This window comes from Halomonas sp. NYA30 (assembly GCF_976980765.1).
In genome coordinates, this window is sequence record NZ_OZ334477.1 from 3,925,480 (window position 1) to 3,949,180 (window position 23,701).

At 57.0% G+C, this 23,701-nt stretch carries 22 protein-coding genes; 8 read left to right on the plus strand and 14 right to left on the minus strand.

The window, feature by feature from the left end; translation table 11 throughout:
* Nucleotides 1-25 precede the first annotated feature (25 nt).
* Nucleotides 26-202, plus strand: a complete 177-nt coding sequence (locus tag ACWI0H_RS18225) for a hypothetical protein (RefSeq protein ID WP_485874155.1) — start codon at nucleotides 26-28, stop codon at nucleotides 200-202.
* Entirely contained in the window at nucleotides 202-834 is a 633-nt protein-coding gene (locus ACWI0H_RS18230; protein WP_485874156.1) for a hypothetical protein, read from the plus strand. The genes ACWI0H_RS18225 and ACWI0H_RS18230 overlap by 1 nt, the downstream gene beginning before the upstream one ends.
* 78 nt (nucleotides 835-912) lie before the next feature.
* Here the strand turns inward: ACWI0H_RS18230 and ACWI0H_RS18235 are convergent, their stop codons facing one another.
* Both ACWI0H_RS18235 and ACWI0H_RS18240 read right to left on the minus strand, forming a co-directional pair.
* Nucleotides 913-1,689, minus strand: coding sequence for an SDR family oxidoreductase (locus ACWI0H_RS18235; RefSeq protein WP_485874157.1), 777 nt, complete (start codon nucleotides 1,687-1,689; stop codon nucleotides 913-915).
* Between the two features lie 40 nt (nucleotides 1,690-1,729).
* Nucleotides 1,730-3,475 (minus strand): IlvD/Edd family dehydratase, encoded by a 1,746-nt coding sequence (locus tag ACWI0H_RS18240; RefSeq protein ID WP_485874158.1) that lies wholly within the window; start codon nucleotides 3,473-3,475, stop codon nucleotides 1,730-1,732.
* A 226-nt stretch (nucleotides 3,476-3,701) separates the two neighbouring features.
* Here ACWI0H_RS18240 and ACWI0H_RS18245 point away from each other — a divergent pair, with 226 nt between their 5' ends.
* The 5 genes from ACWI0H_RS18245 to ACWI0H_RS18265 all read left to right on the plus strand — a co-directional run bounded on the left by ACWI0H_RS18245 (nucleotide 3,702) and on the right by ACWI0H_RS18265 (nucleotide 9,345).
* A complete protein-coding gene (locus ACWI0H_RS18245) occupies nucleotides 3,702-4,721 on the plus strand; it encodes a TRAP transporter substrate-binding protein (protein ID WP_176304033.1) in 1,020 nt (339 codons plus the stop codon).
* 85 nt (nucleotides 4,722-4,806) lie between these two features.
* Nucleotides 4,807-5,418 carry a TRAP transporter small permease subunit gene (locus tag ACWI0H_RS18250; protein WP_485874159.1) on the plus strand — a complete coding sequence of 204 codons (612 nt, stop codon included), beginning with the start codon at nucleotides 4,807-4,809 and terminating at the stop codon, nucleotides 5,416-5,418.
* Complete coding sequence (locus ACWI0H_RS18255; RefSeq protein WP_008959428.1) at nucleotides 5,418-6,719, plus strand: TRAP transporter large permease; 1,302 nt, start codon at nucleotides 5,418-5,420, stop codon at nucleotides 6,717-6,719. The genes ACWI0H_RS18250 and ACWI0H_RS18255 overlap by 1 nt, the downstream gene beginning before the upstream one ends.
* A 34-nt stretch (nucleotides 6,720-6,753) precedes the next feature.
* Complete coding sequence (gene araD1, locus ACWI0H_RS18260) at nucleotides 6,754-7,740, plus strand: AraD1 family protein (protein WP_008959427.1); 987 nt, start codon at nucleotides 6,754-6,756, stop codon at nucleotides 7,738-7,740.
* A 30-nt stretch (nucleotides 7,741-7,770) separates the two neighbouring features.
* Entirely contained in the window at nucleotides 7,771-9,345 is a 1,575-nt protein-coding gene (locus ACWI0H_RS18265; protein WP_485874160.1) for an aldehyde dehydrogenase (NADP(+)), read from the plus strand.
* A gap of 19 nt (nucleotides 9,346-9,364) precedes the next feature.
* Here the strand turns inward: ACWI0H_RS18265 and ACWI0H_RS18270 are convergent, their stop codons facing one another.
* The 4 genes from ACWI0H_RS18270 to ACWI0H_RS18285 all read right to left on the minus strand — a co-directional run bounded on the left by ACWI0H_RS18270 (nucleotide 9,365) and on the right by ACWI0H_RS18285 (nucleotide 13,995).
* The gene (locus ACWI0H_RS18270; protein WP_485874161.1) at nucleotides 9,365-10,306 is read right to left on the minus strand and encodes a Gfo/Idh/MocA family protein; all 942 of its coding nucleotides are present in this window, start codon (nucleotides 10,304-10,306) and stop codon (nucleotides 9,365-9,367) included.
* A gap of 122 nt (nucleotides 10,307-10,428) precedes the next feature.
* Complete coding sequence (locus tag ACWI0H_RS18275; RefSeq protein WP_008959424.1) at nucleotides 10,429-11,199, minus strand: FadR/GntR family transcriptional regulator; 771 nt, start codon at nucleotides 11,197-11,199, stop codon at nucleotides 10,429-10,431.
* Nucleotides 11,200-11,230: 31 nt separating this feature from the next.
* Nucleotides 11,231-12,175: a DMT family transporter gene (locus ACWI0H_RS18280; protein WP_035561426.1), complete on the minus strand. Its 945-nt coding sequence runs from the start codon at nucleotides 12,173-12,175 to the stop codon at nucleotides 11,231-11,233.
* 17 nt (nucleotides 12,176-12,192) lie between these two features.
* Nucleotides 12,193-13,995: an IlvD/Edd family dehydratase gene (locus ACWI0H_RS18285; protein WP_485874162.1), complete on the minus strand. Its 1,803-nt coding sequence runs from the start codon at nucleotides 13,993-13,995 to the stop codon at nucleotides 12,193-12,195.
* Between the two features lie 313 nt (nucleotides 13,996-14,308).
* On the opposite strand from ACWI0H_RS18285, the gene ACWI0H_RS18290 reads away from it, so the two are divergent.
* On the plus strand, nucleotides 14,309-15,385 hold the full coding sequence (locus ACWI0H_RS18290; RefSeq protein ID WP_485874163.1) for a TRAP transporter substrate-binding protein: 1,077 nt from the start codon (nucleotides 14,309-14,311) through the stop codon (nucleotides 15,383-15,385).
* Nucleotides 15,386-15,444: 59 nt separating this feature from the next.
* Here the strand turns inward: ACWI0H_RS18290 and nanR are convergent, their stop codons facing one another.
* From nanR to ACWI0H_RS18330, 8 genes are all read right to left on the minus strand, one after another.
* Entirely contained in the window at nucleotides 15,445-16,167 is a 723-nt protein-coding gene (gene nanR, locus ACWI0H_RS18295; protein WP_008959420.1) for a transcriptional regulator NanR, read from the minus strand.
* 64 nt (nucleotides 16,168-16,231) lie between these two features.
* A complete protein-coding gene (locus tag ACWI0H_RS18300; RefSeq protein WP_485874164.1) occupies nucleotides 16,232-17,320 on the minus strand; it encodes an Ldh family oxidoreductase in 1,089 nt (362 codons plus the stop codon).
* A gap of 46 nt (nucleotides 17,321-17,366) precedes the next feature.
* Complete coding sequence (locus tag ACWI0H_RS18305; protein WP_008959418.1) at nucleotides 17,367-18,746, minus strand: TRAP transporter large permease; 1,380 nt, start codon at nucleotides 18,744-18,746, stop codon at nucleotides 17,367-17,369.
* 42 nt (nucleotides 18,747-18,788) lie between these two features.
* Entirely contained in the window at nucleotides 18,789-19,331 is a 543-nt protein-coding gene (locus ACWI0H_RS18310; protein ID WP_101148060.1) for a TRAP transporter small permease, read from the minus strand.
* Nucleotides 19,332-19,392: 61 nt separating this feature from the next.
* Complete coding sequence (locus tag ACWI0H_RS18315; RefSeq protein ID WP_008959416.1) at nucleotides 19,393-20,394, minus strand: sialic acid TRAP transporter substrate-binding protein SiaP; 1,002 nt, start codon at nucleotides 20,392-20,394, stop codon at nucleotides 19,393-19,395.
* 170 nt (nucleotides 20,395-20,564) lie between these two features.
* Nucleotides 20,565-21,743, minus strand: coding sequence for a four-carbon acid sugar kinase family protein (locus tag ACWI0H_RS18320; protein WP_485874165.1), 1,179 nt, complete (start codon nucleotides 21,741-21,743; stop codon nucleotides 20,565-20,567).
* Nucleotides 21,740-22,756: a 4-hydroxythreonine-4-phosphate dehydrogenase PdxA gene (pdxA, locus tag ACWI0H_RS18325; RefSeq protein ID WP_485874166.1), complete on the minus strand. Its 1,017-nt coding sequence runs from the start codon at nucleotides 22,754-22,756 to the stop codon at nucleotides 21,740-21,742. Before pdxA ends, ACWI0H_RS18320 begins: the two co-directional genes overlap by 4 nt.
* Nucleotides 22,753-23,517, minus strand: coding sequence for an SDR family NAD(P)-dependent oxidoreductase (locus tag ACWI0H_RS18330; protein WP_176304021.1), 765 nt, complete (start codon nucleotides 23,515-23,517; stop codon nucleotides 22,753-22,755). Before ACWI0H_RS18330 ends, pdxA begins: the two co-directional genes overlap by 4 nt.
* Between the last annotated feature and the right edge of the window lie 184 nt (nucleotides 23,518-23,701).

The following is a 23,701-nucleotide window of genomic DNA, read 5'->3' on the forward strand; positions in this document are numbered from 1 at the left end:
TGAAAGTATGTAAAGGAGTATTTTCATGTCTCTTCATGAATTGACACAAAAAGTTAAGGCCGCTGGGCAGAACCGCACTCATGAGCAAAGAATGAAATTGCTTAAAGATGCGCGCATCCTTGATTCACAAGGATATCTTGATAAGCGGTTTTTCAGTTCTTCAAAGTCTAAAGACAATCATACGGCACACATCAAGACCTAATGTATTCATCAAAACCGACAATTGTCTATGGTTTCCATGGGTTAGATAAAGATACTGCCATCAGCATTTTGACTCAAAAATCTGAGTTCAAACACAGTAATAATAAATATGATTGGCTGGGCAACGGCGTTTACTTTTGGGAAAACAATCTTGAAAGAGCGCATCAGTATGCCGTTCAAGATAGCCAGCGAACTTCTTCTAATGTCAAAATTCCCTTTGTACTGGGTGCGGTAATTGAGCTTGGTAACTGCTTGGATCTGCTGGATCAAAAATATAATGATTTTCTTAGCATCGTTTATCAGCAGCTAAAAAGTGATTTAGAGGCAGAAGGTACACCACTGCCAGAGAATAGGTCGTTTGGAAAAACAGATTTTGATTTTAAAGCCCGTGAGCTTGATTGTGCTGTCATCCGTTATGCATGTGCGTTGGCCAAGGAGCAGGGCGAACCCTTTGATTCTGTTAGGGCTGCTTTTATCGAAGGCGATCCACTTTACGATGGCGCAAGATTTTTCTCTGAAAATCATATTCAACTTGCCATCATTAATCCAGATTGTATAAAGGGTATTTTTTTGCCAAGAAAATCTACCCAAGAGGTTGAGCTCTCTGAAGAAAAACCGAGTACTAACCTTTAAAGATTGTGAATACCCTCTAAACTCTCTTCTCACTATATCCAAACCTTTCTTGCAAACACTCCACAGGCATTAAAACCGTCAGTCGTGGTAGACCACGCTGCGTCCGCCATCAATCGTTAAGCAGCTTGCGTTGATAAAGGGCGCCTCATCTGAGGCCAGAAAGACGACCGTCATCGCCACTTCCTCGGGTTTCCCTAACCGCCCTGGAGGCAGCAGTGCTTCGATGCGGGCCTTCGCCGCTGCGGGGTCATCGAAGGTGTGCCAATGCGCCTCTACCGCCGGGGTGTTGATATAGCCTGGCGCAATGGCATTGACCCGCACGCCGCGTGGGGCGTACTCAATGCCGAGCGATCGGGTTAAGCCAATCAAGCCGTGCTTGGCTACCGGGTAGGGAAAGCAACCGGGAATAATTGAGAAGCTGTGGGTGGAGGCAATATTGATAATGGCACCGCCGCCCTGCTCAATGAGATCCGGCAGCACTGCCCGGCTACAATACCAAGCGCCCTCCAAATCCACTGCTAGGCAGCGCTGCCAAGCCTCGTCCGGCATGGCGAGCGGCTCATAGAAAACGTTCATCCCGGCGTTATTGATCAAGGTGGTCAATGGGCCGTTCTTCTCCCGCGCTTTTACTACAGCGGCATCGACCGTTGCGCGGTCAGCGATATCCGCCATCAACGCCTGGACGTTGTGCCCTTCACTACGCAGCTCCGCCGCCAGCCTCTCGACGCTATCGCCGTCCTGATCCAGCAAGGCGACCGTGGCGCCCTCGCGGACGCAGGCCTCAGCAATGGCGCGTCCGATGCCCGTAGCCGCCCCGGTGACTAGAATGTGCTTGGCTGCCAGCCTGGCGGTCATGGCGTTTCCTCTTGCTTGCGTTCCGTTAGCCAGTCAAACATCAATGCGAATGACGCGGTACATCAGACCCGCGGCAGCCCACCAGGAAGTCAAAATCACAGCCCTCGTCTGCCTGGAGCACCCGCTCAATGTAAAGCTGGCGGTAGCCGCCCTGGCTGGCGATCAGCGTCGAGGCGGCGGTGGGGTCGCTTTCGGCTAGGCGTGAGGCCAACTCTTCATCGCTGACTTCCAGATGCAGTCGGCCGCTTTCGCAGTCGAGCTCGATCCAGTCGCCGTTGCGTACCGCGGCTAGCGGGCCACCGGCGGCGGCTTCGGGCGCGACGTGCAGCACCACGGTGCCGTAGGCGGTGCCGCTCATGCGGGCATCCGAAATACGCACCATATCGGTAATGCCCTGGGCGAGGATCTTGGGCGGCAGGCCCATGTTGCCCACTTCAGCCATGCCGTGATAACCCCGCGGGCCGCAGTGCTTCATGACCAAGATGTCGTTGGCTTCCACGTCGAGATCCGGGTCGTTGATGCGCGCCTTGTAGTCGTCGAAGTCTTCGAATACTACCGCGCGACCGCGATGCTGCATCAGTTCCGCCGTCGCCGCCGAGGGTTTGAGCACCGCGCCGTTGGGCGCCAAGTTACCGCGCAACACACAGATACCGCCATCCGCGGTAAGTGGGTTATCCAGCGGGCGAATCACTTCGTCGTTGTAGAGCGGTGCGTCCTGAACGTTCTCCCAGATCGTTTTTCCGTTAACGGTGAGCGCGTCCTTGAAGGGCAGCCGGTCGGCTTCGCCTAGGCGTCTAAGCACGGCGGGTAACCCACCGGCGTAGTAGAACTCCTCCATTAGGAAGCGCCCCGAGGGTTGCAAATCCACCACCGTGGGGGTACCGCGCCCTACCCGGCTCCAGTCGTCCAATTTGAGATCGACACCGATCCGCCCGGCAATTGCTTTGAGATGTATCACCGCGTTGGTGGAACCGCCGATCGCGGCGTTGGTACGGATGGCGTTGTCGAAGGCTTCCTTGGTGAGGATTTTGGAGAGCCGCAGGTCTTCGTTGACCATCTCGACAATCCGATTACCGGAGAGGTGCGCCAGCACGTAGCGGCGAGAATCGACGGCCGGAATCGCGGCGTTGTGGGGCAGCGACGTACCCAAGGATTCGGCCATGCAGGCCATGGTGGAGGCAGTGCCCATGGTGTTACAGGTGCCCGCCGAACGGGACATGCCGGCTTCCGCGGCCATAAAGTCGTGCAGCGATATTTCGCCTGCCTTGACCTGTTCGGAGAGCTTCCAGACCACGGTGCCGGAGCCAATGTCCTTGCCCTTGTGCTTGCCGTTAAGCATCGGCCCGCCGGTGACCACGATGGTGGGGATATCGCAGCTCGCCGCGCCCATCAGCAGCGCCGGGGTAGTTTTGTCGCAGCCCACCAGCAGCACCACCGCATCGATGGGGTTGCCGCGAATGGCTTCTTCGACGTCCATGCTGGCCAGGTTGCGGGTAAACATCGCCGTGGGGCGCAGATTGGATTCGCCGTTGGAAAAGACCGGAAACTCCACCGGATAGCCGCCCGCCTCCAGGATGCCTTTCTTTACGTGCTCCGCGAGCTTGCGGAAGTGGGCGTTGCACGGCGTTAGTTCCGACCAGGTGTTGCAAATGCCGATAATCGGCTTGCCCTGAAACTCATGATCAGGAATACCTTGGTTTTTCATCCAACTGCGGTACATAAAGCCGTTTTTATCAGCCGTACCAAACCATTCAGCGCTGCGTAGTGGACGTTGACGTTGGCCCATGAAGTTAACTCCTTGTTTTAGTTCGGTGACAGCTGACGGCCTAGTGGTATATGTCGATGGCTGTTTTGAATTTGCACGACACTAAACCACCTTCAAGAGATAGTCGACCATACAAAAGTATATGTTGAACAATTGCTCTTAATGTTCAACATTACCCTCTCCATATGGGTCGCTGACCCCGTTCACCACCACTTTCTCCACAACAAGAATCTTGAGGAATAGTGCCATGCTCACATCGAAATACAGTTTGCTACTCACTGGCTCAGCGCTGCTGCTAGGCCTTTCAACGGCTCAGGCGGCCGAATACGAGTGGAAGTTTCAGGCGTCAGAAACCTCGGGCGAGCCCAGCTTTAAGATCAAACAGGAATGGGCTAATAAGATCACAGCAATGACCGATGGCCGTGTTGAGATTGAGGTAATGCCGATTAACGCCGTGGTTGGCCCCACCGAAACGCTCTCGGCGGTCAGTGCCGGTATTCTGCAGGGTCATATGACCGACCCCAGCTACTTTTCTGGCCAGGATCCCGCGTTCGGCATGCTCGGCAACCTTGTTGGCGCCTGGCAGAATCCCTACGACTTCTTGGAGTACATGAAGTACGGCGGCGGCGAAGATCTGTACAACGAACTAGTCGAACCTTATGGCGCGCATTTGATCAGCGCAGCGACCTTTCCGCTGGAGTCAGTACCCTCCACGGTACCTATCGAATCCATCGCCGATTTTGAAGGGCTTAAGATCCGCGCCCCCCAAGGCATGGTGTACAACATCTTCGAGCGCATTGGCGCCACGCCCGTCAATCTGCCGGGCTCTGAGGTATATACCGGTCTGGAAAAAGGTGTGATCGACGCTGCTGACTCCACGGTGCTCTCCAACAACGACGCCATGGGCCTGCACGCCTTCGCCCCTTACCCGCTTTACCCTGGCTTTCACTCAATGCCAATGATCGCTGTCTCGATCAACAAGGATATCTGGGATGGCCTGCCCGAGGAGCTACAAACGACGTTAAATACCGCCTTTGATGGCATGGCGTATGACCTGATTGCGCGCCTCAAAGAGCAGGATATTGAGACCTTGCAGCGGCTTCAGGATGACCCAGACGTTCACCCCTTCAACTTGCCCGAAGAAGAGCGTAAGAAATTCCGCACCGCGGCTGAGCAGGAGTGGAAAGAGTGGGCGGGTGAAAATGAGATGACCCAGAAAGTCTATGACTCGGCGACCGCCTTTTTGCGCTCGCGCAATCTGCTCTAACGCCCTGTTCTCAATTTTCTGCCTCACTAACCTAACCAACGCATCGCTCGGGAAACATCCCGAGCGATGCGCGTAGAGTCGCGCCATGTCTCAAAAAACGCCTGACAATCAATATCGCTCTCCTCCCACACATGATCTTCCCGAGATTCTCGAAACGGTAGAGGAGATCTCTCCCGAGCGTAATGCGCTTGACCGATTGATCGCCCGTGGTGGCCAAGCTGTTTCCTGGTTGGTGCTGGTGGCAATGGGTATCAGCGTCGTCGAAGTCTTTATGCGTTACGGCTTTAACAACCCGACCTCGTGGGTGCACGAAACCGTGGTGTTTCTAATCGCCGTCATCTTTGTGCTGGGCGGCCCAGCGGCCATGGCGCGCAATAGCCATATTCGCGTCAAAGTGCTCTACGACAGCGCCGGGCCACGCTTAAAATGCTGGATGGACCGCTTCAACGACCTACTCACCCTGGTTTTCTGCCTGTCTATGAGCTACGCCGCTTTTCATATGTTCTGGGGAGCGTCACATAACCCGCTTGGCGAATGGTCGCTGGAGCGCTCTGGCACCTCCTGGAACCCACCCTTTCCCGCCATGGTGAAGGGCATGATTCTATTTGCCCTGGCATTGATGACCCTTCAAGCCTCACTGCATTTGTGGCAATCGATCCGAGCTAAGCCTAGCGCTGCAAGTGAGGAGCCTCGCTAATGGATATTTCAACTGCAACGATCCTCATGGTCGGAGCCATTTTCGCGCTGCTGGTCACTGGCCTGCCGCTGGCGTTTATCACCGGTTTGGTGGCGATGGCGTTCACATTCGGCTGGTTTGGCGAAGCGGCGCTGCCGCTGGTCACCAGCCGCGTCTATGGTTTTATCACCGAGTATTCGCTGGTAGCGGTGCCCATGTTCGTGTTGATGGCATCGCTGCTGGATCGATCCGGCATCGCTAAAGATCTGTTCAACGCCATGCGCGTTTTCGCTGGCCGCTTGCCGGGCGGCGTTGCTGTGCAAACCATCGTCGTGGCGTTTTTCCTGGCTGCCCTCTCGGGCATTATCGGCGGTGAAATCGTACTGCTAGGTATTTTGGCGTTGCCGCAAATGCTGCGTCTCGGCTATGACAAGCATCTCTCCATCGGGGTAGTGTGTGCCGGTGGCGCCCTGGGCACCATGATGCCGCCCTCAATCGTACTGATTATCTACGGTCTGATCGCCAGCGTATCGATTGCCGACCTGTTCGCCGCGGCCGTGACGCCAGCAGTGATTCTGATGGGGTCTTATATTGCCTATGTACTGGTGCGCTGCTTAAAAAATCCAGCCCTAGGGCCGCCGTTAGATAAAAATGCTCAAGATAACCCCTTCGCCACCAAGCTGGACGCGGCGAAAGCCATTTTGCTGCCTGGGCTGATTGCCTTTTTGGTGCTAGGCACTATCTACGGCGGGGTCGCCTCGGTCACCGAAGCAGCGGCCATGGGCGTCTTTGGCGTACTGCTTGCCACCATCATTCGCGGCGAATTCACCCCAGGCATGCTGCACCACAGCTTGGGCCAAACCATGAATACCTGCGGCATGATCATCTGGATCGGCATCGGCGCCGCCGCTCTGGTGGGCGTCTATAACCTGATGGGGGGCAACCGCTTTGTCTCAAGCTTGATTCTGGGGCTTGATGTAGCGCCGATTGTGATTATCCTGGTAATGATGGCGATTATGCTGGTGTTGGGGCTATTCCTCGATTGGATCGGGATTGCCATGCTGGCACTGCCAATCTTTCTGCCCATTGTTATTCAGCTCGGTTTCGACCCGATCTGGTTCGGCATTCTGTTCGCCGTCAATATGCAGGTGTCGTTCTTGTCACCGCCCTTCGGGCCCGCCGCTTTCTACCTTAAAAGCGTGGCACCCCCGGATATCAGCCTGAAGGATATTTACCTATCCGTACTGCCCTTTATGGCTATTCAGCTGTGTGTACTCGCGGCGCTATTGATGTGGCCGCAACTCGCCATCTGGCCGCTTTGATAACGACTACAATAGGTTTCATAAGGAGATCACTATGCGACTGATTCAGTGTGACTACCAAGGCCAAGTTCGCGCCGCGCTGGTAGAGAGTGAACAGCAAGTTAGGCTGCTCGACTGCGACACCTATACGCTCGCCAACCGCGCCATTAACGCTGGTCAGTCACTTAGTGACTCTGTGACCGCCGCGCTGACCGACACGCGTTTGGATTACCAAGCGTTAGTCGACGATAAGCACCTGCTGCCACCATTGACCCATTCCGATCCGGCCCACTGCCTGGTGACCGGCACCGGCCTCACCCACCTGGGCAGTGCCGACACCCGCTCGGCGATGCATGCTAAAGCCCAAGCTGCGGAAGAAGATCTAACCGACTCCATGCGCATGTTTAAGCTGGGGGTGGAAGGCGGCAAACCCAACGCGGGCGAGATCGGCGCGCAACCTGAGTGGTTCTACAAGGGTGATGGCCAGTGTGTGGTAGCGCCGGAAGCAGCGATCCCGTCGCCAGCGTTCGCTCAGGATGCAGGCGAGGAACCCGAACTGGCAGGCCTTTACGTTATTGGCAAGGACGGTCTACCCTGGAGAGTCGGGTACGCGCTGGGCAACGAGTTTTCTGACCATGTCACCGAGCGCTTTAATTATTTATGGCTGGCTCACTCCAAGCTACGCGCCTGCAGCTTTGGGCCCGAGCTATTGATTGGCGAGCTGCCAGCCCATTTAGAAGGCTCCAGCTCGATTCAACGTAACGGCGAGACCGTATGGGAAAAGCCTTTTTTGACCGGCGAAGCCAATATGGCCCACAGTCTGGCCAACCTTGAATACCATCACTTTAAGTACCCAGGTTTCCGGCGCCCTGGCGATATCCACGTACATTTTTTCGGCACTGCTACGCTAAGCTTTGCTGACAACATCAAAGTGCGCGAAGGCGACCGCTTTGAGATCCGTATCAACGAATTTGGCCGGGCTCTGCGCAATCCGCTTCAGGTGGAGGCAGACGCACCGGCGGTTACCGTTCAATCGCTTTAACACCATTTTTTAGCACCAGCAGGAGGTTATATGAATTTGGAAGGCAAACTACTAATTGGTCAGCAGGCCATTAGCGGCCAACAGGCTGACATTCAAGCCGTTAATCCCGCCACCGGTGAAAAGCTAAGCCCCGCCTACCCTGGCGGCAGCAAAGCCGAAGTCGAACAGGCCTGTGCGTTAGCCGAAGCAGCATTTGATAGCTATCGCGAAACCGGCCTAGAGGCGCGGGCAACGTTTCTTGAGACGATTGCCGCTGAAATCGAAGGGATCGGTGATGAGTTGGTTGAGCGCGCCATGGCCGAAACCGGCCTGCCCCGCCCGCGCATAGAAGGCGAACGGGGTCGCACCTGCGGCCAGCTTCGTCTGTTCGCCTCGGTAGTACGCGCCGGGGAGTGGTTGGATGTGCGTATCGATCCGGCCATGCCCGATCGTGAGCCGCTACCGCGCGCCGACCTGCGTCAGCGCCATATTGGGCTAGGCCCGGTGGCGGTGTTTGGCGCCAGCAACTTCCCGCTCGCCTTCAGTGTGGCCGGTGGCGATACCGCCTCTGCGCTGGCGGCTGGCTGCCCGGTCGTGGTTAAAGGTCACTCTGCCCACCCCGGCACTTCCGAGCTGGTAGGCCGCGCCATTCAGCGCGCCGTGGCCGCGTGCAAACTGCCTGAGGGCGTCTTCTCACTGCTGTTTGGTTCTGGCAAAGAGATCGGTCAGGCACTGGTTGCTGATCCGCGCATTCAAGCCGTTGGCTTTACCGGTTCACGCAGCGGTGGCACGGCATTGATGGCCACGGCCCAGGCACGGCCCCAGCCGATCCCGGTGTATGCTGAAATGAGCTCGATCAACCCGGTGTTTCTGCTGCCCGAAGCGCTCAAGGCGCGCGGTAAAGCGATTGCCGAAGGGTTTGTCGGCTCGCTCAACATGGGCGCTGGCCAGTTCTGCACCAACCCTGGGCTGGTCATTGCGGTGGAAGGCCCTGAGCTGGATGCCTTTGTTGCGGCAGCCGGTGAAGGCGTTAAGGGTAGCGCAGGCCAAACCATGCTGACGCCGGGCATTCATGACGCCTATCAGCAGGGCGTTAGTCGGCTCGCAAGCCATGACAAGGTCACCGAGGTGGCGCGCGGTCAGGCCGGTGAGACAGCACACCCCTGCCAAGCGGGGCTGTTTGTCACCCAGGCTGAGGCGTTCCTGAGTGACCCTGCGTTGCAAGAAGAGGTGTTCGGTTCCACGTCACTGGTCATCGCCTGTGCCGATGCTCAGGAAGTGGCCCGTGTGGCGGCTCAGTTGGAAGGTCAGCTCACGATTACGCTGCAGATGGATGACGGTGACTTGGCGACTGCCAAGCAGCTGCTGCCGACGCTAGAACGCAAGGCGGGACGCATTCTGGCCAACGGCTGGCCGACGGGCGTAGAAGTATGCCACGCCATGGTACATGGCGGCCCTTATCCGGCGACGTCGGATTCACGCACCACCTCGGTAGGTAGCGCAGCGATCTTCCGCTTCCTGCGCCCGGTGTGCTACCAGGCGCTGCCGGAAGGCCTGCTGCCGGAAGCGATTCGTGATGGTAACCCGGCTGGCGTATCACGCTTGGTCGATGGTAAGCGGGAATAAACCAGCGTCACTCAAGACGTTACTCAATGAAGGCGTCGGTGGTTTCTCGATGACCGTATAGAAACGCATCGGCGACTTGGCGTAGCGGGGCAACATCTACCTCGCTGCGCCTGTTTGCGATTAGCTCAGCAAAACGTGCGTAGAGGCCTTGGTACTCGCGCTCTTCGGCTTCCACCACGAGCTCGCCGTCAATCATCAAGCAGCAGCCGCCTTGGGTAAGACTCAAGCGACTGCCATCACTACTCTCGACATGCATATCCCAGGTGGGCGGACCGCTCTGACGAAAGTCAAAGGCTGCCGCAATGGCTGCGCCTTCAGGATCTGTAAAGAAGAGCTCCGCCGCAATCGGCGTTTGCGCATTGCTCGGCACTAGCAGCCGCGCCTGTTGCAGAAAAAACGGTTGAGGTAGGATTTCAGTCGCAATCGATAGCGCGTTAATACCGGGATCAAACACGCCCATGCCACCAGGCTGCCAGATCCACGCCTGCCCCGGATGCCACACCCGCACATCCTCCTTCCACTCGATCTCAACCCGCTGCACCTGACGGTCGGCTAACCACTGCTGTGCGTGCACGACGCCGGGCGCAAAGCGCGAGTGCCAAGCCGCGAACAGGCTGACGCCTTGTAGCTTAGCGCAGGCAATCAAGTCCTCTACTTCGCTTAACGTCGCCCCTGGCGGTTTTTCCAGCAGTACGTGTTTACCGCGCATCAACGCTGCTCGCGCCTGTGAATAGCGCAAATGCGTTGGCGTACAAATGGCGACGGCGGTGATGTCAGGATGTGCGTCAAGCATCGCCTCCAGGCCTTGATAAGCAGGTGAATCCGGCAGTGAGGCGTGGGGGTCTGCTGTGGCCACAAGGTGGCAGTTTGGAGTGGCGGCGATTGCCGGTAGGTGTTGGTCGCGAACAATTTTGCCCACGCCCACCAGGCCGAGCTTAAAGCCAGAGCTGAAGTCAGACATACGCTTGCCTCTGTTTTAAGAGAATAATCGTTTTAAGAGAAAATCGTTGTAAGGGAAGAATCGTTTTAACGAAAGCAACGAACCCAGAATCGCTTAACTGAAAGTGGCTAAGAGGGGTCAGGTCAATGGGTGTTATGGGGCAACTCGACACTGCGGCCCAGTGAGCTGGCGCTGTGCTCTAAGCCCAACGCAGCGGCGGTGCCTGCCAATACAGCCTGAGCCGCTAAAAATGCTTCGCGGGGGCGGCGCAGGCGAATGCTCTCCATCAGCTGACGATGACGCTCCAGGCTTTCATCGGGGTCAACGGCATTCTCGTTGGACATGGATACCAGCATAAAGATAGAGGGCCGCAGGATATGCGATAGCTGCGCCCAGACAATATTGTGGGTCGCTTTGAAGATCGCCTCATGGAAGGCAACATCACACTCGCTATGCAGCCGCCGCTCCTCTTCGCAGGTGGCATTGCGCAGGTTCTGCCCCAGCCCTTCAAAGGCTTCTTCGATGGCCACCAGATCCCGCGCCTTGGCGCGCTTGGCGGCGGTCATCGCCACATAGGGTTCTACATCCAAACGAAAGGCGAGGATTTCGCGCTGTATTTCCGGATTGGGGGCGGCGTAGCGGGTCAGCCAGTCGGTCACCTGAGCGTCGAGAATATGCCACTCTGAATACTCGCGTACTTTGGAACCATGCCCAGAGATACGCTCGATAATGCCCGCCTCCACCAGTTGGCGCAGGTCGCTGCGCACCGCCGAGCGATTGATCGCAAAGCGTTCACATAGATCCATTTCACGCGGCACAAGATCGCCGGGATGATAGCGCCCGCCAAAGATCTCCTCGGCGAGGTATTCGGCGATACTGGGGCGAGCGGCTGGCTTGCTGAGAGATGACGTCACTACGTTAAGACCCTATTTCGATTCCTGCCCATCATAACGTACTTGACCGGTCTACTGTTATCGGTGAGGCAGGTTCAAATCCGGCGCGCATGCGTAGCTCAAGGCGCCTTTCATAGAGGCCCTTCGCACTCAGTGTGCCCAGTACCAGAAGGCCGCCGACCATGGCGATCGGCGCGGGCTGCTCGCCTAAAATCCACCAAGCTAATAGCGTCCCCACCACCACTTCAAGCAATAGCAGTAGGCCCACTTCCGCAGACGGTAGATAGAGCGGCCCGCGCTGTAGTAGCGTCACCCCGCAGGGCACGATAATCAGACACAGCAGGATAACCACGGCGAGTTGGTTGGTGGCTGGCAGGCTCGGTTCACTGCCCGCCAGCCAAAAGATTCCCGCAACGCTACCGACGACAAGTCCGTTAAATACTAGCATCGGGCTCATGTCCACCCCCGGCCGCGTGCGGCAGAGAGTGAAGTTAATGGCCAGGGTGGTTGCTGCCATCAAGGCGAAAGCGTTCCCCACCCACGAGCCGGCACCCGCATCATCCAGCGCGATCATCGCTATACCCACCATGCAGAGACAAATTGCCAGCCAAGTACGCCTGGGCAACCGCTCTTTGAGGATAATCCAGGAGAGAACAGCGGCGATAATCGGCGAACTAGCCAGTATCATCAGCACGTTGCCTGCCTTGGTGTACTGGTTGCCCAGCACGAAGCCACAGGTGGTCAGGCTGAATAGCAGCGCCACGGCGATGCCGGTCCAGCCACAGCGACGGTAGGCTGCCAGCGTGCCTCGGCCATAGCGAGCCAAGGCAATCAGCAGAAAACCCAGCCCGGAGAGAAAACCGCGCCACATCAGTATTTCCGCGTCGGGCAGGTCAGCTACCTTGATCAGCAAGGCATCCGGCGCCATGATTATCGCGCCGCCGCCGGTCAACAGCAGCCCCTGCTGACGATGCGAAAAGGTACTCCAACGACTCATGTGTGGTAACAAATCCTTTAGTGATTGTCTCTAGGCGGATGCTGGCGAGCGACATCGCGATATTTGGTAGCGGGTTCCAGGGTCATCCCGCGATCCAGCGGCTCGACCATCGTGCGCTGAATTTCCTGCCAAGGGGTCTGATGACCAGGGTAGCGGTAGCCACCCTGCTCGGCCAAACGCGTCCGGCGGGCTTCCAGTTCACTCGCTTCAATCAAAAGCTGTACCTCGCCACGCTTAAGATCGACCCGCAGCCAATCGCCGCTTTCCAGCAGCGCCAGGCCGCCGCCAGTAGCGGCTTCTGGAGAGGCATTAAGGATCGACGGCGAGCCAGAGGTGCCTGACTGGCGGCCATCGCCCAGGCACGGTAGCGATTCAATGCCCTGTTTGATCAGCGCTTCTGGCGGCTGCATGTTGACGACCTCGGCACCGCCGGGGTGGCCAACCGGGCCTGCGCCGCGCATGACCAGAATGGTGCGGGCGTCGATGTTGAGCGCCGGGTCATCGATACGGGCGTGGTAATCCTCCGAGCCGTCAAACACCACGACCTTGCCTTCAAAGGCTTCCGGATCGTTGGGATCATTGAGGAAGCGCTCGCGGAAATCCCGGGAAATCACGCTGGTTTTCATCAGCGCTGAGTCGAACAGGTTGCCCTTGAGATTGAGGAAGCCTGCGTGCTCGACCAGCGGATCGCCGTAGCGACAAATCACATCGGGGTCCTGGGTTTCACGACCCTGTAGATTATCGCCTATCGAGCGGCCGTTGACCGTCAGGGCATCGCCGTGCAGCTTACCGGCCGTTTGCAGTTCATGGAGAATTGCCGGCACACCGCCAGCGCGGTGAAACTCTTCACACAGGAAAGCGCCAGCAGGCATCACGTTGGCCAGCAACGGGATTTCATGGCCTAAACGCTGCCAGTCATCATTGTTAATCTCGATCCCCGCATGGCGGGCAATCGCATTAATGTGCACCGGCGCGTTAGAGGAACCGCCCAGCGCGGAACACGCCACAATCGCGTTCTCAAACGCTTCGCGGGTCAGAATATCCAGCGGGCGCAGATCTTCCCAGACCATATCGACAATCCGCGTGCCGGTGTCATAGGCGACCATCGCACGCTCTTTATAAGGCGCGGGAATCACTGCAGAACCAGGCAGGCTCATGCCCAACACTTCCGCCATGGAGTTCATGGTAGAGGCGGTGCCCATGGTGTTGCAGTGGCCTATCGAGGGGGCTGAATCGCTGGCGCGGGAAAGGAACTCCGCGTAGTCGATATCGCCCGCTGCCAGGCGCTTACGTAGCTCCCAGATAATCGTGCCGGAACCCACTCGCTCGGCGCCGCGCCAGCCGTTTAGCATCGGCCCACCGGAGAGCACGATAGCGGGGATATTCACCGTTGCCGCCGCCATCAGCGCAGCCGGCGTGGTTTTATCGCAGCCAGTCGTTAACACCACACCATCTAACGGGTAGCCGTGCAGCACTTCCACGATGCCCAAATAGGCAAGATTTCGATCTAACGCCGCGGTGGGGCGGCGCACGTTCTCATGAATCGGGTGCATGGGAAATTCAAACGGCACGCCGCCTGCGGCGCGGATACCGTCTTTAACCCGCTTCACCAAATCAATATGGTGGCGGTTACACGGGGTTAAATCCGAACCCGACTGACAAATACCAATAATCGGCTTACCGCTGGTCAACTCATCCAGCGTGATGCCGTAATTGAGATAGCGCTCAATGCACAGCGCCGTGGTACCGGGGTGATCAGGGTTATCAAACCAGTAGCGTGAACGCAGCTGCTCAGGCGTTATGCGTTGAAAATTGGCCATGGGGACACTCCACGCCTAAAGTAAAGGTTGTAAGAACGGTCGTAAGAACTATTGTAGGAACGGTTTTTACAAACCGTTCTTATAAACAAAGAAAGATTGCCACGAAGGTACGCTTTCTTTAATGCGGCGTCGATACATACAAAAGTATATGTTGAACATATACGAAAAACGTTACACATTCACCTAAGGGTTGTGGTGCTGACGCGTTAAAGCCAGCGCCGTTGCCAGACAACAACAACAGCCACCACGCTGTAGCTCGCTTAGAAGACTCCCTTAGTAAAGCGGCCTACAGCACGCCAGGAGAATGACGATTATGCATTATCTTTGGAAGCGCACTCTGTTAGTGACCGGCGCTACGCTGCTCAGCTCAGGCATGGTTTACGCGCAAACACCCGATCTATCCGACCCGCCGGAGATTGAGGGCGACACCGTAGGTGACCACGGTAGCGTCACGTTACGCATGGGGCTTGGGTTGGCCGAAAGCTCGCCACAATACCTCTCTAGCCAATATTTTGCGGATATTCTTGACGAGCGCAGTGAAGGGCGCATTACCGTTAATATTTTCCCTAATAGCCAGCTTGGCGATGACGTGCAGATGATGGAAATGCTGCAGACCGGCACGCTGGATATGACCTATCCTTCCTCTTCTCCCGCCACGGGCTATGTTGAAGAACTGGCGGTTTTCGACTTACCGTTCTTGCTGCCCACCCGTGAAGCGGCCGTTAAGGCCATGCGCAGCGATGCTGCCCAGGAGATGCTTGACGCGTTCGATGGCACCGGCTTGAAAGCACTAGCGTTCTCTGAAAATGGCTTCCGCCAGCTCTCCAATAGCGCCCGGGAAGTCACTTCCCCAGAAGATGTGGCGGGTCTAGATGTTCGCGGCTTGTCGATTCGCACCATGGAAAACCCGGTGCACTTAGCTATTTGGGAAGCGCTGGGCGCCAACCCCACCCCCATGGCATTTGGTGAACTGTTCTCTGCCATGGAGCAGGGCGTAGTGGATGGTCAGGAAAACCCCTGGAGCACCATTCTGACGTCCAATTTCCATGAAGTGCAGGATTATGGCTCCGAAACCCGCCACGTCTATACGCCCTTTATTAAAATGATTTCTCAGCGTACTTGGGACGAACTCGACCCTGAATATCAGGAACTTGTTCAGGAAGCCGCGCTGCAGGCTGCCGATTACGAAATCCAACTTTCCAGCGAGTACGACGACTGGGCGCGCGAGCAGCTTGAAGAACGTGGCATGCAAATCACCCGTCTTAATGACGAGCAGATTGCCGCTTTCCAGGAAGCTGTGCAGCCTGTTTACGAAGAGTGGGCACCGCGCATTGGCGAAGATCTCGTGGCTGAATTCCAAGAGATTGCTGAATCGACAATGACCGAGTGATGCCATCCCTGCCGCCGAATAAAAAAGGCGGCAGGACTATTTATATGGCCTATAAAGCATTAAGAAGCGTCCGAGAGGCGCTTTTTTAGTTGCATATAAGTGCCGTAATGACGATCGAGGTGGCGCCGCATGGCCGCCTCGGCCGCATCCGGGTCGCGGGACTCAATGGCAGCAATGATTTCGGTGTGGGCAGCGGTCGCGGCTTTATCTTCATCTTTTTGCTGCAACACCAGCGCACGGCGATCATCAAGCCATTCGGAAAGCGCCACGTGAATGGCATCGAAGATGGGGTTACGGCCAATGCTGGCCAACACGCCGTGGAAGTCGTTATCAGAGCGCTTGAAGCGCGCTTCGTCACCAATGGCATCGCGGTTATCCGCTAATGCAGCATGTAGCCTAGCAAGGTCCTCCTCGCTGGCGTGGCGAGCCGCGTAGCGTGCCAGGGATATCTCGAACATGGCCCGCGCTTCCTGAAAATACTGCTGACCATCGGGCTTGGAAAGCAGCTGTCGGGTGACGCCAGAAAGCCTGGCCATCACTGCATCGGCGGTGGGACGAATCACCCTGGCGCGTGTGCCACTATTAATAGCGATAAGCCCAAGCTGCTGCAGGTGGAAAAGCGCCTCGCGCACGGCGGGCCTGCCAACGCCAAACTGCTCCATCAATTCCCGTTCTGACGGCAATTGATCATTTTCACTTAGCCGCCCTTCGAGAATCTCCGCCTCGAGCTGTTCAGCGACCTGTTCGGACAGCGTTTTACGCTCGATCCGGTATCTGCTCATAGGCAGTCACCCCTGGTTAACCTGGAATTCGCCGCCATTTTACTGCATTTCTCGTCATTATCCTTCAAACCAGCTGAGAGAGCGGCGTTATTTGGTACTGCTCGGCGATCTCGGCATAGGCTATTTGATTGGCAGAATCGAGCGGAATACCTTCGGCGTCGCGCTGGGCTTGGCAGCGCCATTCACGATCCCCAGGCGCCATTACCTGGGCATTGGGTGCAGCAGGCTGGGCACGCAGGTCGGCTAGGTACTCGGCCATTCCGTGCGCAAAGGTGCCCGCCTCCACAAACGCATCTGGCTTCATGACCAGGAAGAAATGCCCTACCCCGCGTGGCGTCGACATGTCTGGCCCGCCCATGGGCAGCAGCTTGAAGCCATGCTGCATGCCCGACAGCATCGAACTCAGAACCTCCACCATGCCCCCCAGTCCTGCGCCCTTAAAGCCAAAGCCATTGCCACCTAACGGCAATAGTGCAGCGATTTCACTGGGGTTGCGGCTCACCTTTCCATCAGCATCCGCCGCCACCTGATCCGGCAGCTCGCGGCCAATCGCACCGAACTGCTGCACACGATTCCAGGGCACCGAGCTGGTCGCCATATCCAGCAGGTAAGGCGACTCGCCCGCTACCGGCGCCGCAAAGGCGATGGGGTTGGTGCCGTGAAAGGGCTTGGCGCCCTCATGCAGCAGCACAAAAGGGTCCGAATTGCAGAACGCCATCCCCACATAGCCACACTCCGCCGCCGCCAGCGCGTAGCACCCGGCTGCTCCAAAATGCGATGAGTTACCCACCGCCACAGCGCCGATGCCTGTCACTTCGGCCATGGCAGTGGCGTGCTCCATAGCGGTGTATCCCGCCAAGTGGCCCAACCCGTCATCCCCATCTAAAAAGCCCGTGGCTGCTAGGCGCTGGTTAAACACCATGTTGGGGGCGCCGTTAATACGCCCCCCTTTGAGGGCCTGCAAATAGTGGGGCAACAGCCGTAAACCGTGGCTATCGGTCCCCATCCGCGAAGCAGTGACAAGGGCTCGGGTTACTGCATCCGCTGATGCCTGATCAGCTCCCGTAGCCGCCAACGCGGCTTGCATAAAACGGCTAAGGTCTTCACGGTTCACGCGAAACTCTTGCAACGTACCTGGCAACGTATCACTCATGGGTTAGATACTCCTGGTCTTAATATTAATCCGTTACCGGCACAACCTAGCGATAAATAAGTGTGGGTAGCCACATGGAGATCGCCGGAATAAAGGTCACCAATAGCAGGCAGATGACCAAGGGAATCAGGAACGGCATGGTGCCGCGCATGCAGCGCTCGAAGCTGACGTTAGAGACCCTGGAAAGCACATAAAGCACCATGCCGACCGGCGGGGTTAGCAGCCCTATCATTAAATTGAGCACCATGATCACCCCAAAGTGAACCGGGTCGACGCCCACGGCAACGGCCATGGGCAGCAGCACCGGCACCAGAATAGTGATTGCGGCGATGGTTTCCATAAAACAGCCAACGATAATCAACACGATATTGGCCATCATCAGCACGGCGAACTTGCTGTCAGCAAAGGGGCCCATTAGAGCAATCACGTTCTGGGTGACCTGATTGCTGGTGAGGATCCAGGCAAAAATCGATGCCGAGGAGACAATAAACAGGATGACCGCCGTGGTCTCGATGGTTTCCATACTGACTTTCAGCAGCTTGCGCCAAGTCAACGTGCGGTAAACAACCACGCCCAGAAGCAGCGCATAGAACACCGCCGCTACCGCGGCCTCAGTGGGTGTAAAAGCCCCGGTGATGATCCCGCCAACAATAATGATCGGCGTCATCAGCGATAAGAAAGCCCGTTTAAAGGTATGGCCAAGCACGCGCATCGAGAACACCGCGTCGCGTTGATAGCCACGCCGACGCGAGATAATGAAGATCATCAGCATCAGCATGGCGCCCATCAGCAGTCCTGGAATCAGCCCCGCTGCGAACAGCTGGCCCACCGAGGCCGAGGCCATCACGCCGTAAATCACCATGGGTAGGCTAGGTGGAATAATCGGGCCGATGGTAGAGGAAGCAGCGGTAATACCTACCGCGAACTCCTCATCGTAGCCAGCGTCTTTCATCGCCTTGACTTCAATCATGCCTAGGCCGCCGGCATCCGCCACAGCAGCCCCCGACATTCCGGAAAACACAATGCTGGCACCAACGTTGACGTGACCCAGGCCACCGCGCATCCAGCCCATTAGAGCCTTGGCGAAATTGAAGATCCGCTCGGTAATGCCGCCGTTGTTCATCAAACTACCGGCAAAGATAAAGAACGGAATCGCCAACAGCGGGAAGCTGTCGATGCCGTTAATCATGCGGTGGGCCACCACGATATTGGGGACTTGTCCGGTAATCAGCACAAACATCAAGCAGGCGCCCGCTAGGCTGATGGCAATCGGCACGCCCAGCACCAGCATGGTGAATAGCGCGAAAAACAAAAAAGCAAGATGGTAGCCCATCAGCGGTAAGATCACGCAGCCCAACACTGCCAACGCCGCCAGCAGCGGGGACACCAATGGCGTCTGCCAGCGCATCAAGGAAATTCGGGACATGGGAAACCTCTCAATGAAAATGGCACGACCGGAAACCACCCTTCACGCATCATTGGTACGATCCCGATACTTCAAATAAAGCCGCTGCACGGTGCGAAACGCCATCAGTACAAACGCCCCGCACACGGTGAAATAGATAATGCTCTTGGGTAGGTCGATGGAGACCATCAAACTACTGGTGCGGGATGCCAGTTGGTAAGTCACCCATGCCATCGCTATATAGAAACTAAGACTTACGAGGTTAACGAGCCGCTCCAGCAAAAGGGCTTGCCACGCAGGCATATAATGGTAGAAAAACTCCACCATGATATGGCTGCCATTGCGGGCAGCCATCACGCTACCCATAAAGCCCACTCCGATCAGCAAATAGCGGGCTATCTCCTCAGTCCATCCAATAGAGTCACCCATTACGTAGCGGCTAAAAAATTGGGCAAACACCACTAAAATCAGCGCCCAAAAGAGGATAAGGGTCACCAAATCTTCAATCCGGTAATCACTTAGCCTAAACGGAGCATCATCAAAGGCGGATTCAAAATCGATCATGGGATCGCCGATTGGCGCGGCGTCTTCTCGCGTATCATTCATGGCACCAAGCTCCAGGCACTCCGCCCGATCAAGAGCGGAGTGCTGCTAACCAAGGGTTGGATTACTGGCCGATAGCCTGAAGACGCTCGTAGGTTTCCTCATCCCACGTGGCAGCGTCGCCATTGTGGGCAGGCACTACGGCTTCACGAAAGATGTCGCGATCCACTTCGTTAACCGTGTTGCCCTGCTCCTCGAACCACGCCACCAACTCTTCCTCGGATTTGAGGATATCCTTAGTGTTGTTCTCGGCGGCTTCCTGGAAAACCTCGCGGAATATTTCACGATCCTCTTCGGAGAGCTGGTTCCAACGTGGGCCGCCGACAATAGTGATTAACGAGTCGGTGATATGGCCGGTCAGATTGATGTAATCCTGCACTTCGTGGAAAGCCTTGGCACGAATGGTAGGTAGCGGGTTTTCCTGTGCGTCTACCACGCCTTGTTGCAGTGCTAGATAGACCTCGTCAAAGGCGATGGGGGTGGGGTTTGCGCCAACGGCTTCGGGCATCATCATATACATCGGCGCGTTGGGAACGCGGATCTTCAGGCCTTCCATGTCCGCCGGCTCGTTGATTGCCTCATTGGAAGTGACATGACGCTCGCCATAGTAGTTGAGCGCCAGGGGAACGTTGCCTGTTTGATCCTGATAGCCCTGGGAAATCTCCTTGAATAGGTCACTGTCGGCAAAGGCCTGCCAGTGATCAAAGTCGCGGAACATATAAGCAGCACCGGCAATGCCGATAGGGCCGTAAGCGCGTCCAGCAAACTGTGTGCCGGTATAAATAACGTCCACAGTGCCCAGTTCAAGCCCTTCGTTAATATCCTCTTCTTTACCTAACGATGAGGCAGGATGCACCTGCATGGTGTAGCGGCCATCGGTTCGTTCCTCGATCTCATCAGCGGCCCATAGCGCCCATTTGTGGAAGGGCTCAGAGGTTTCATAAACGTGGGCGAAGCGCAGATTTTCGGCGGCCTGAGCCGCAGCGGTAAAACCGATGCCTGCAGCGATTAGAGTGGCGGTCAGCAAGCGGGCCATTTTGATATGGCGTTGGCTTTTGTGGCTCATCGTGTACTCCTCACAACCATTGGATTTGTTGTTGGTTATAGTGCGAGTGGCAGTAGCAACGTAACCGATCATAGTGCTATATACGTGTCATACCACCCTATTTCAAACCTAGTTGGTCGCCCACCATTGCGCAACCCTCCCGATAAGGGTTTTCATCATGTTGATGACTACTAAGACGGCGGAGTGAGCTGTTCATGTAAACGCACTAGCAGCTGTGGATCGCCAAAGCCGCCCGCTTTCGTCATCACCCGCCGCCGCGAGTCGCCATCCATACATCCCAGCGCGACCCCTGGCGACCACTCAGCCTTTACGTTGATGTAGCTCACACCCTGCTGCGAGAGCACGGCCATGGCAATATCGCCTCCGGTTAAAAACAGCAAACTCGATTCCTCGCCTCGCCAAGCAGACGTCATCTCAGCCACGTGGGCAGCCATCGCCTCGGCTACTTGGCTTGCCGTTCGCTCTTCATCTTTTCCATCTTCTCCAGGCACCACGGCACAGACACCCATTGCAGAGTGGAGATACGTGTCACCACTGGCCTCAATAACAGCCAAAGCGGGTAAGCGCAGGCGCAGTTGCTGGAGCTGTTCGGCAGCGCGCGGGCTTCTAGATCCTACGGCATAAAGCACATTTTCGACGTTATTTAGCGAGCGAAAAGGAGCATCGGTTGATCCGCAAAGGTTCTTGGCCAGTGCCGTTGCCAGCCCCGCTGCACCCGCCATGGCCCAGTGATTGCCAGCACTCAGCACGCACTGATAGAGCGCTGAAAGCGCCTCATCGCTTTCGGCATCGGCGATGCAGTCTCCGCTAGGGAGCGGAACCTCACGTCCAGATTGATAGCGCTGTAGCGGCAAACCGCTGGCGGCAAATGCCAGATCAATCGGGCCGACCAGGGGCGTAGATCGGGCATCCTTTTGATAGGTGGTATCAGCCAGTGGAGTGCCATCCACCCACACTTCGGCATGACGCACTGTTCGCCCCTGGGCCGGTACGGCGGGTGCCAGCAACAGGGGAAAACCAAGCGCTTCTCGCAGTGCCATGCACTCTGCAATTACCTGACCACGCAGGGTGGAATCGACTTTCTTGAACCACTGCTGCGGCGCTACTCGGGTGAGCAAACGCACTGCTTCGCTCACCCTAAGCGCCGCCGCCTCGGATGGAAGATGGCGCGACTCAGTATTCACCGCGATAACCGCTGGCCACTGGCCTTGCCAGGTCTCCAGCGTTGTAGCTAAGGCCTCCAGGCTGATCACCACGCGGGCATCTGCGCCCCGCGCGGCGAATGGGGCGGCCGTGTCCAGCGCGCCTGAGAGGTCGTCGGCAATAATCGCCAACCGGCAGCTACTCATGCCTTGGCGCCACTGGCTAATCGACGGGCGTAGGCAATCGCTGACCCCATATTGGTAGCATCGGCTTTGCCCTGCCAGGCAATATCAAAAGCGGTGCCGTGATCTACCGAGGTGCGCTGAAGCGGCAAGCCGAGGCTGACATTCACCGTAGTATCAAAAGCAATCAGTTTGACGGGGATATGCCCCTGGTCGTGATACTGGGCGATGACCAAATCGAATTCGCCTTTTGAGGCGCGGTAAAACACCGTATCCGCCGAGATAGGCCCGCTCACATCGAAACCGCGCTCGCGCAAGCGCTCCACTGCCGGAGCGATACAGCGGCTATCTTCGTCGCCAAAAATACCCCCTTCGCCACAGTGGGGGTTGAGGCCTGCCACGGCAATGCGCGGATCCTTCATGCCCAACGCGAGCAGATGCGCATGCCCCGCCTCAACGGTGGCAATGATGCGTTCGGGGGTAACCCGGTCGATCGCATCGCGTAGTGACACGTGGGTGGAAACATGCAGCGTCGAGAGCGTCTCAGATGCCAGCAGCATGAACGACGAGGGCGCTCCAGTCAGCGATGCCAGCATCCCGGTATGGCCATCGTAATGGTGCCCGGCTTCATGCAGTGCGGCCTTGTTCAGCGGCGCGGTCACAATCACCTTCGCTCGCCCCGCCTGCACCAATTCCACGGCTTTGTGAACGCAGCGAAACGCCATATCACCCGCCCCGGCGCTGATTTGACCATCGGGAATCTCAACGCCTTTCGGCAGCTCGACAATACCGACCGCCACATGATCCTTACCGCTTTCTGCCTGCTCCAGTGGCACGAATTCAAGCGCGGCGCCAATACTCGCCGCTGCCCGGCGATAAATCGCCGGGTCACCGATGACCATCGCCGTGGCGCGCTCAGCAGCGGACATGGCACTCAAGGCGCGGCAAATGATCTCCGGGCCGATACCGGCAGGATCGCCCATGGTGATCGCAATGTCGTAACCGTTTTGACGTTCAACAGGTGGCGAGCTATTCATGGCATTAGCTGCCCGCCGTTGACCTCGATGATCTGCCCGGTGACATAGCCACTTAGCGTCTCTGTTCCGAGGAAAACATAAGCCCCGACACACTCTTCCGACGTGCCCAAGCGGCCCATCGGGATCGATGCCCGCGCTGCGTTGAGGTGCGCCTCGCTTGAGTGACGATCATGAAAATCGGTGGCAATGGTGCCAGGGGCAACGGCGTTAACGCGGATATTATCTCCCGCCAGCTCCTTGGCCATATTGCGGGTGATGGTACTCACAAAGCCTTTGGCAGAGGCGTATAACCCAGCGCCACCTCCGCCGCCATTACGCGCGGCAATCGAGGTGGTGTGAATAATATTTCCGCCGCCTGCGCGGCGAAAATGCGGCAGCGCTGCGCGGCTGGCCATGACAACCGAGCGAACATTGAGGTCCATGACCCGGTCATATTGATCATCGTCCATTTCCTCTAAACCAACACGGCCCAGCATGTCGCCAGCGTTATTGATCAACAGGTCTAAACCGCCCAGACGCTCGGCGGCCTCATCGACCAGTTGTTGGGTCTCGCTAGTGTGGCTGACGTCTGCTTTCAGGGTAAAAGCGTCGCCACCCGCATCGCGAATCGCCTTGGCTACTGCCTCCGCGGGCGCTTCACTGCTGTGATAGTGCACCGCGACGTGCGCTCCCAACGCCCCCAGCTGTTTCGCAACCGCCGCGCCAATGCCACGGCTGGCACCGGTGATCAATACTCGCTTACCTTTCCACTCGTCTAACATGCCATTCTCCTGACCACTTTTTGTTTTATGGTGAGCGTTGTACTTAGCGCACCGGAGTCATCGCGAAAGATTTAACTATCGACCCGAAATGGAGCGGTGCGCTAAAGTAAGCCATTAACTGGCATACCTGTCATACAACACGACATCTATAACATGATAGGCCATGGCGTACTAACCGCCAGCC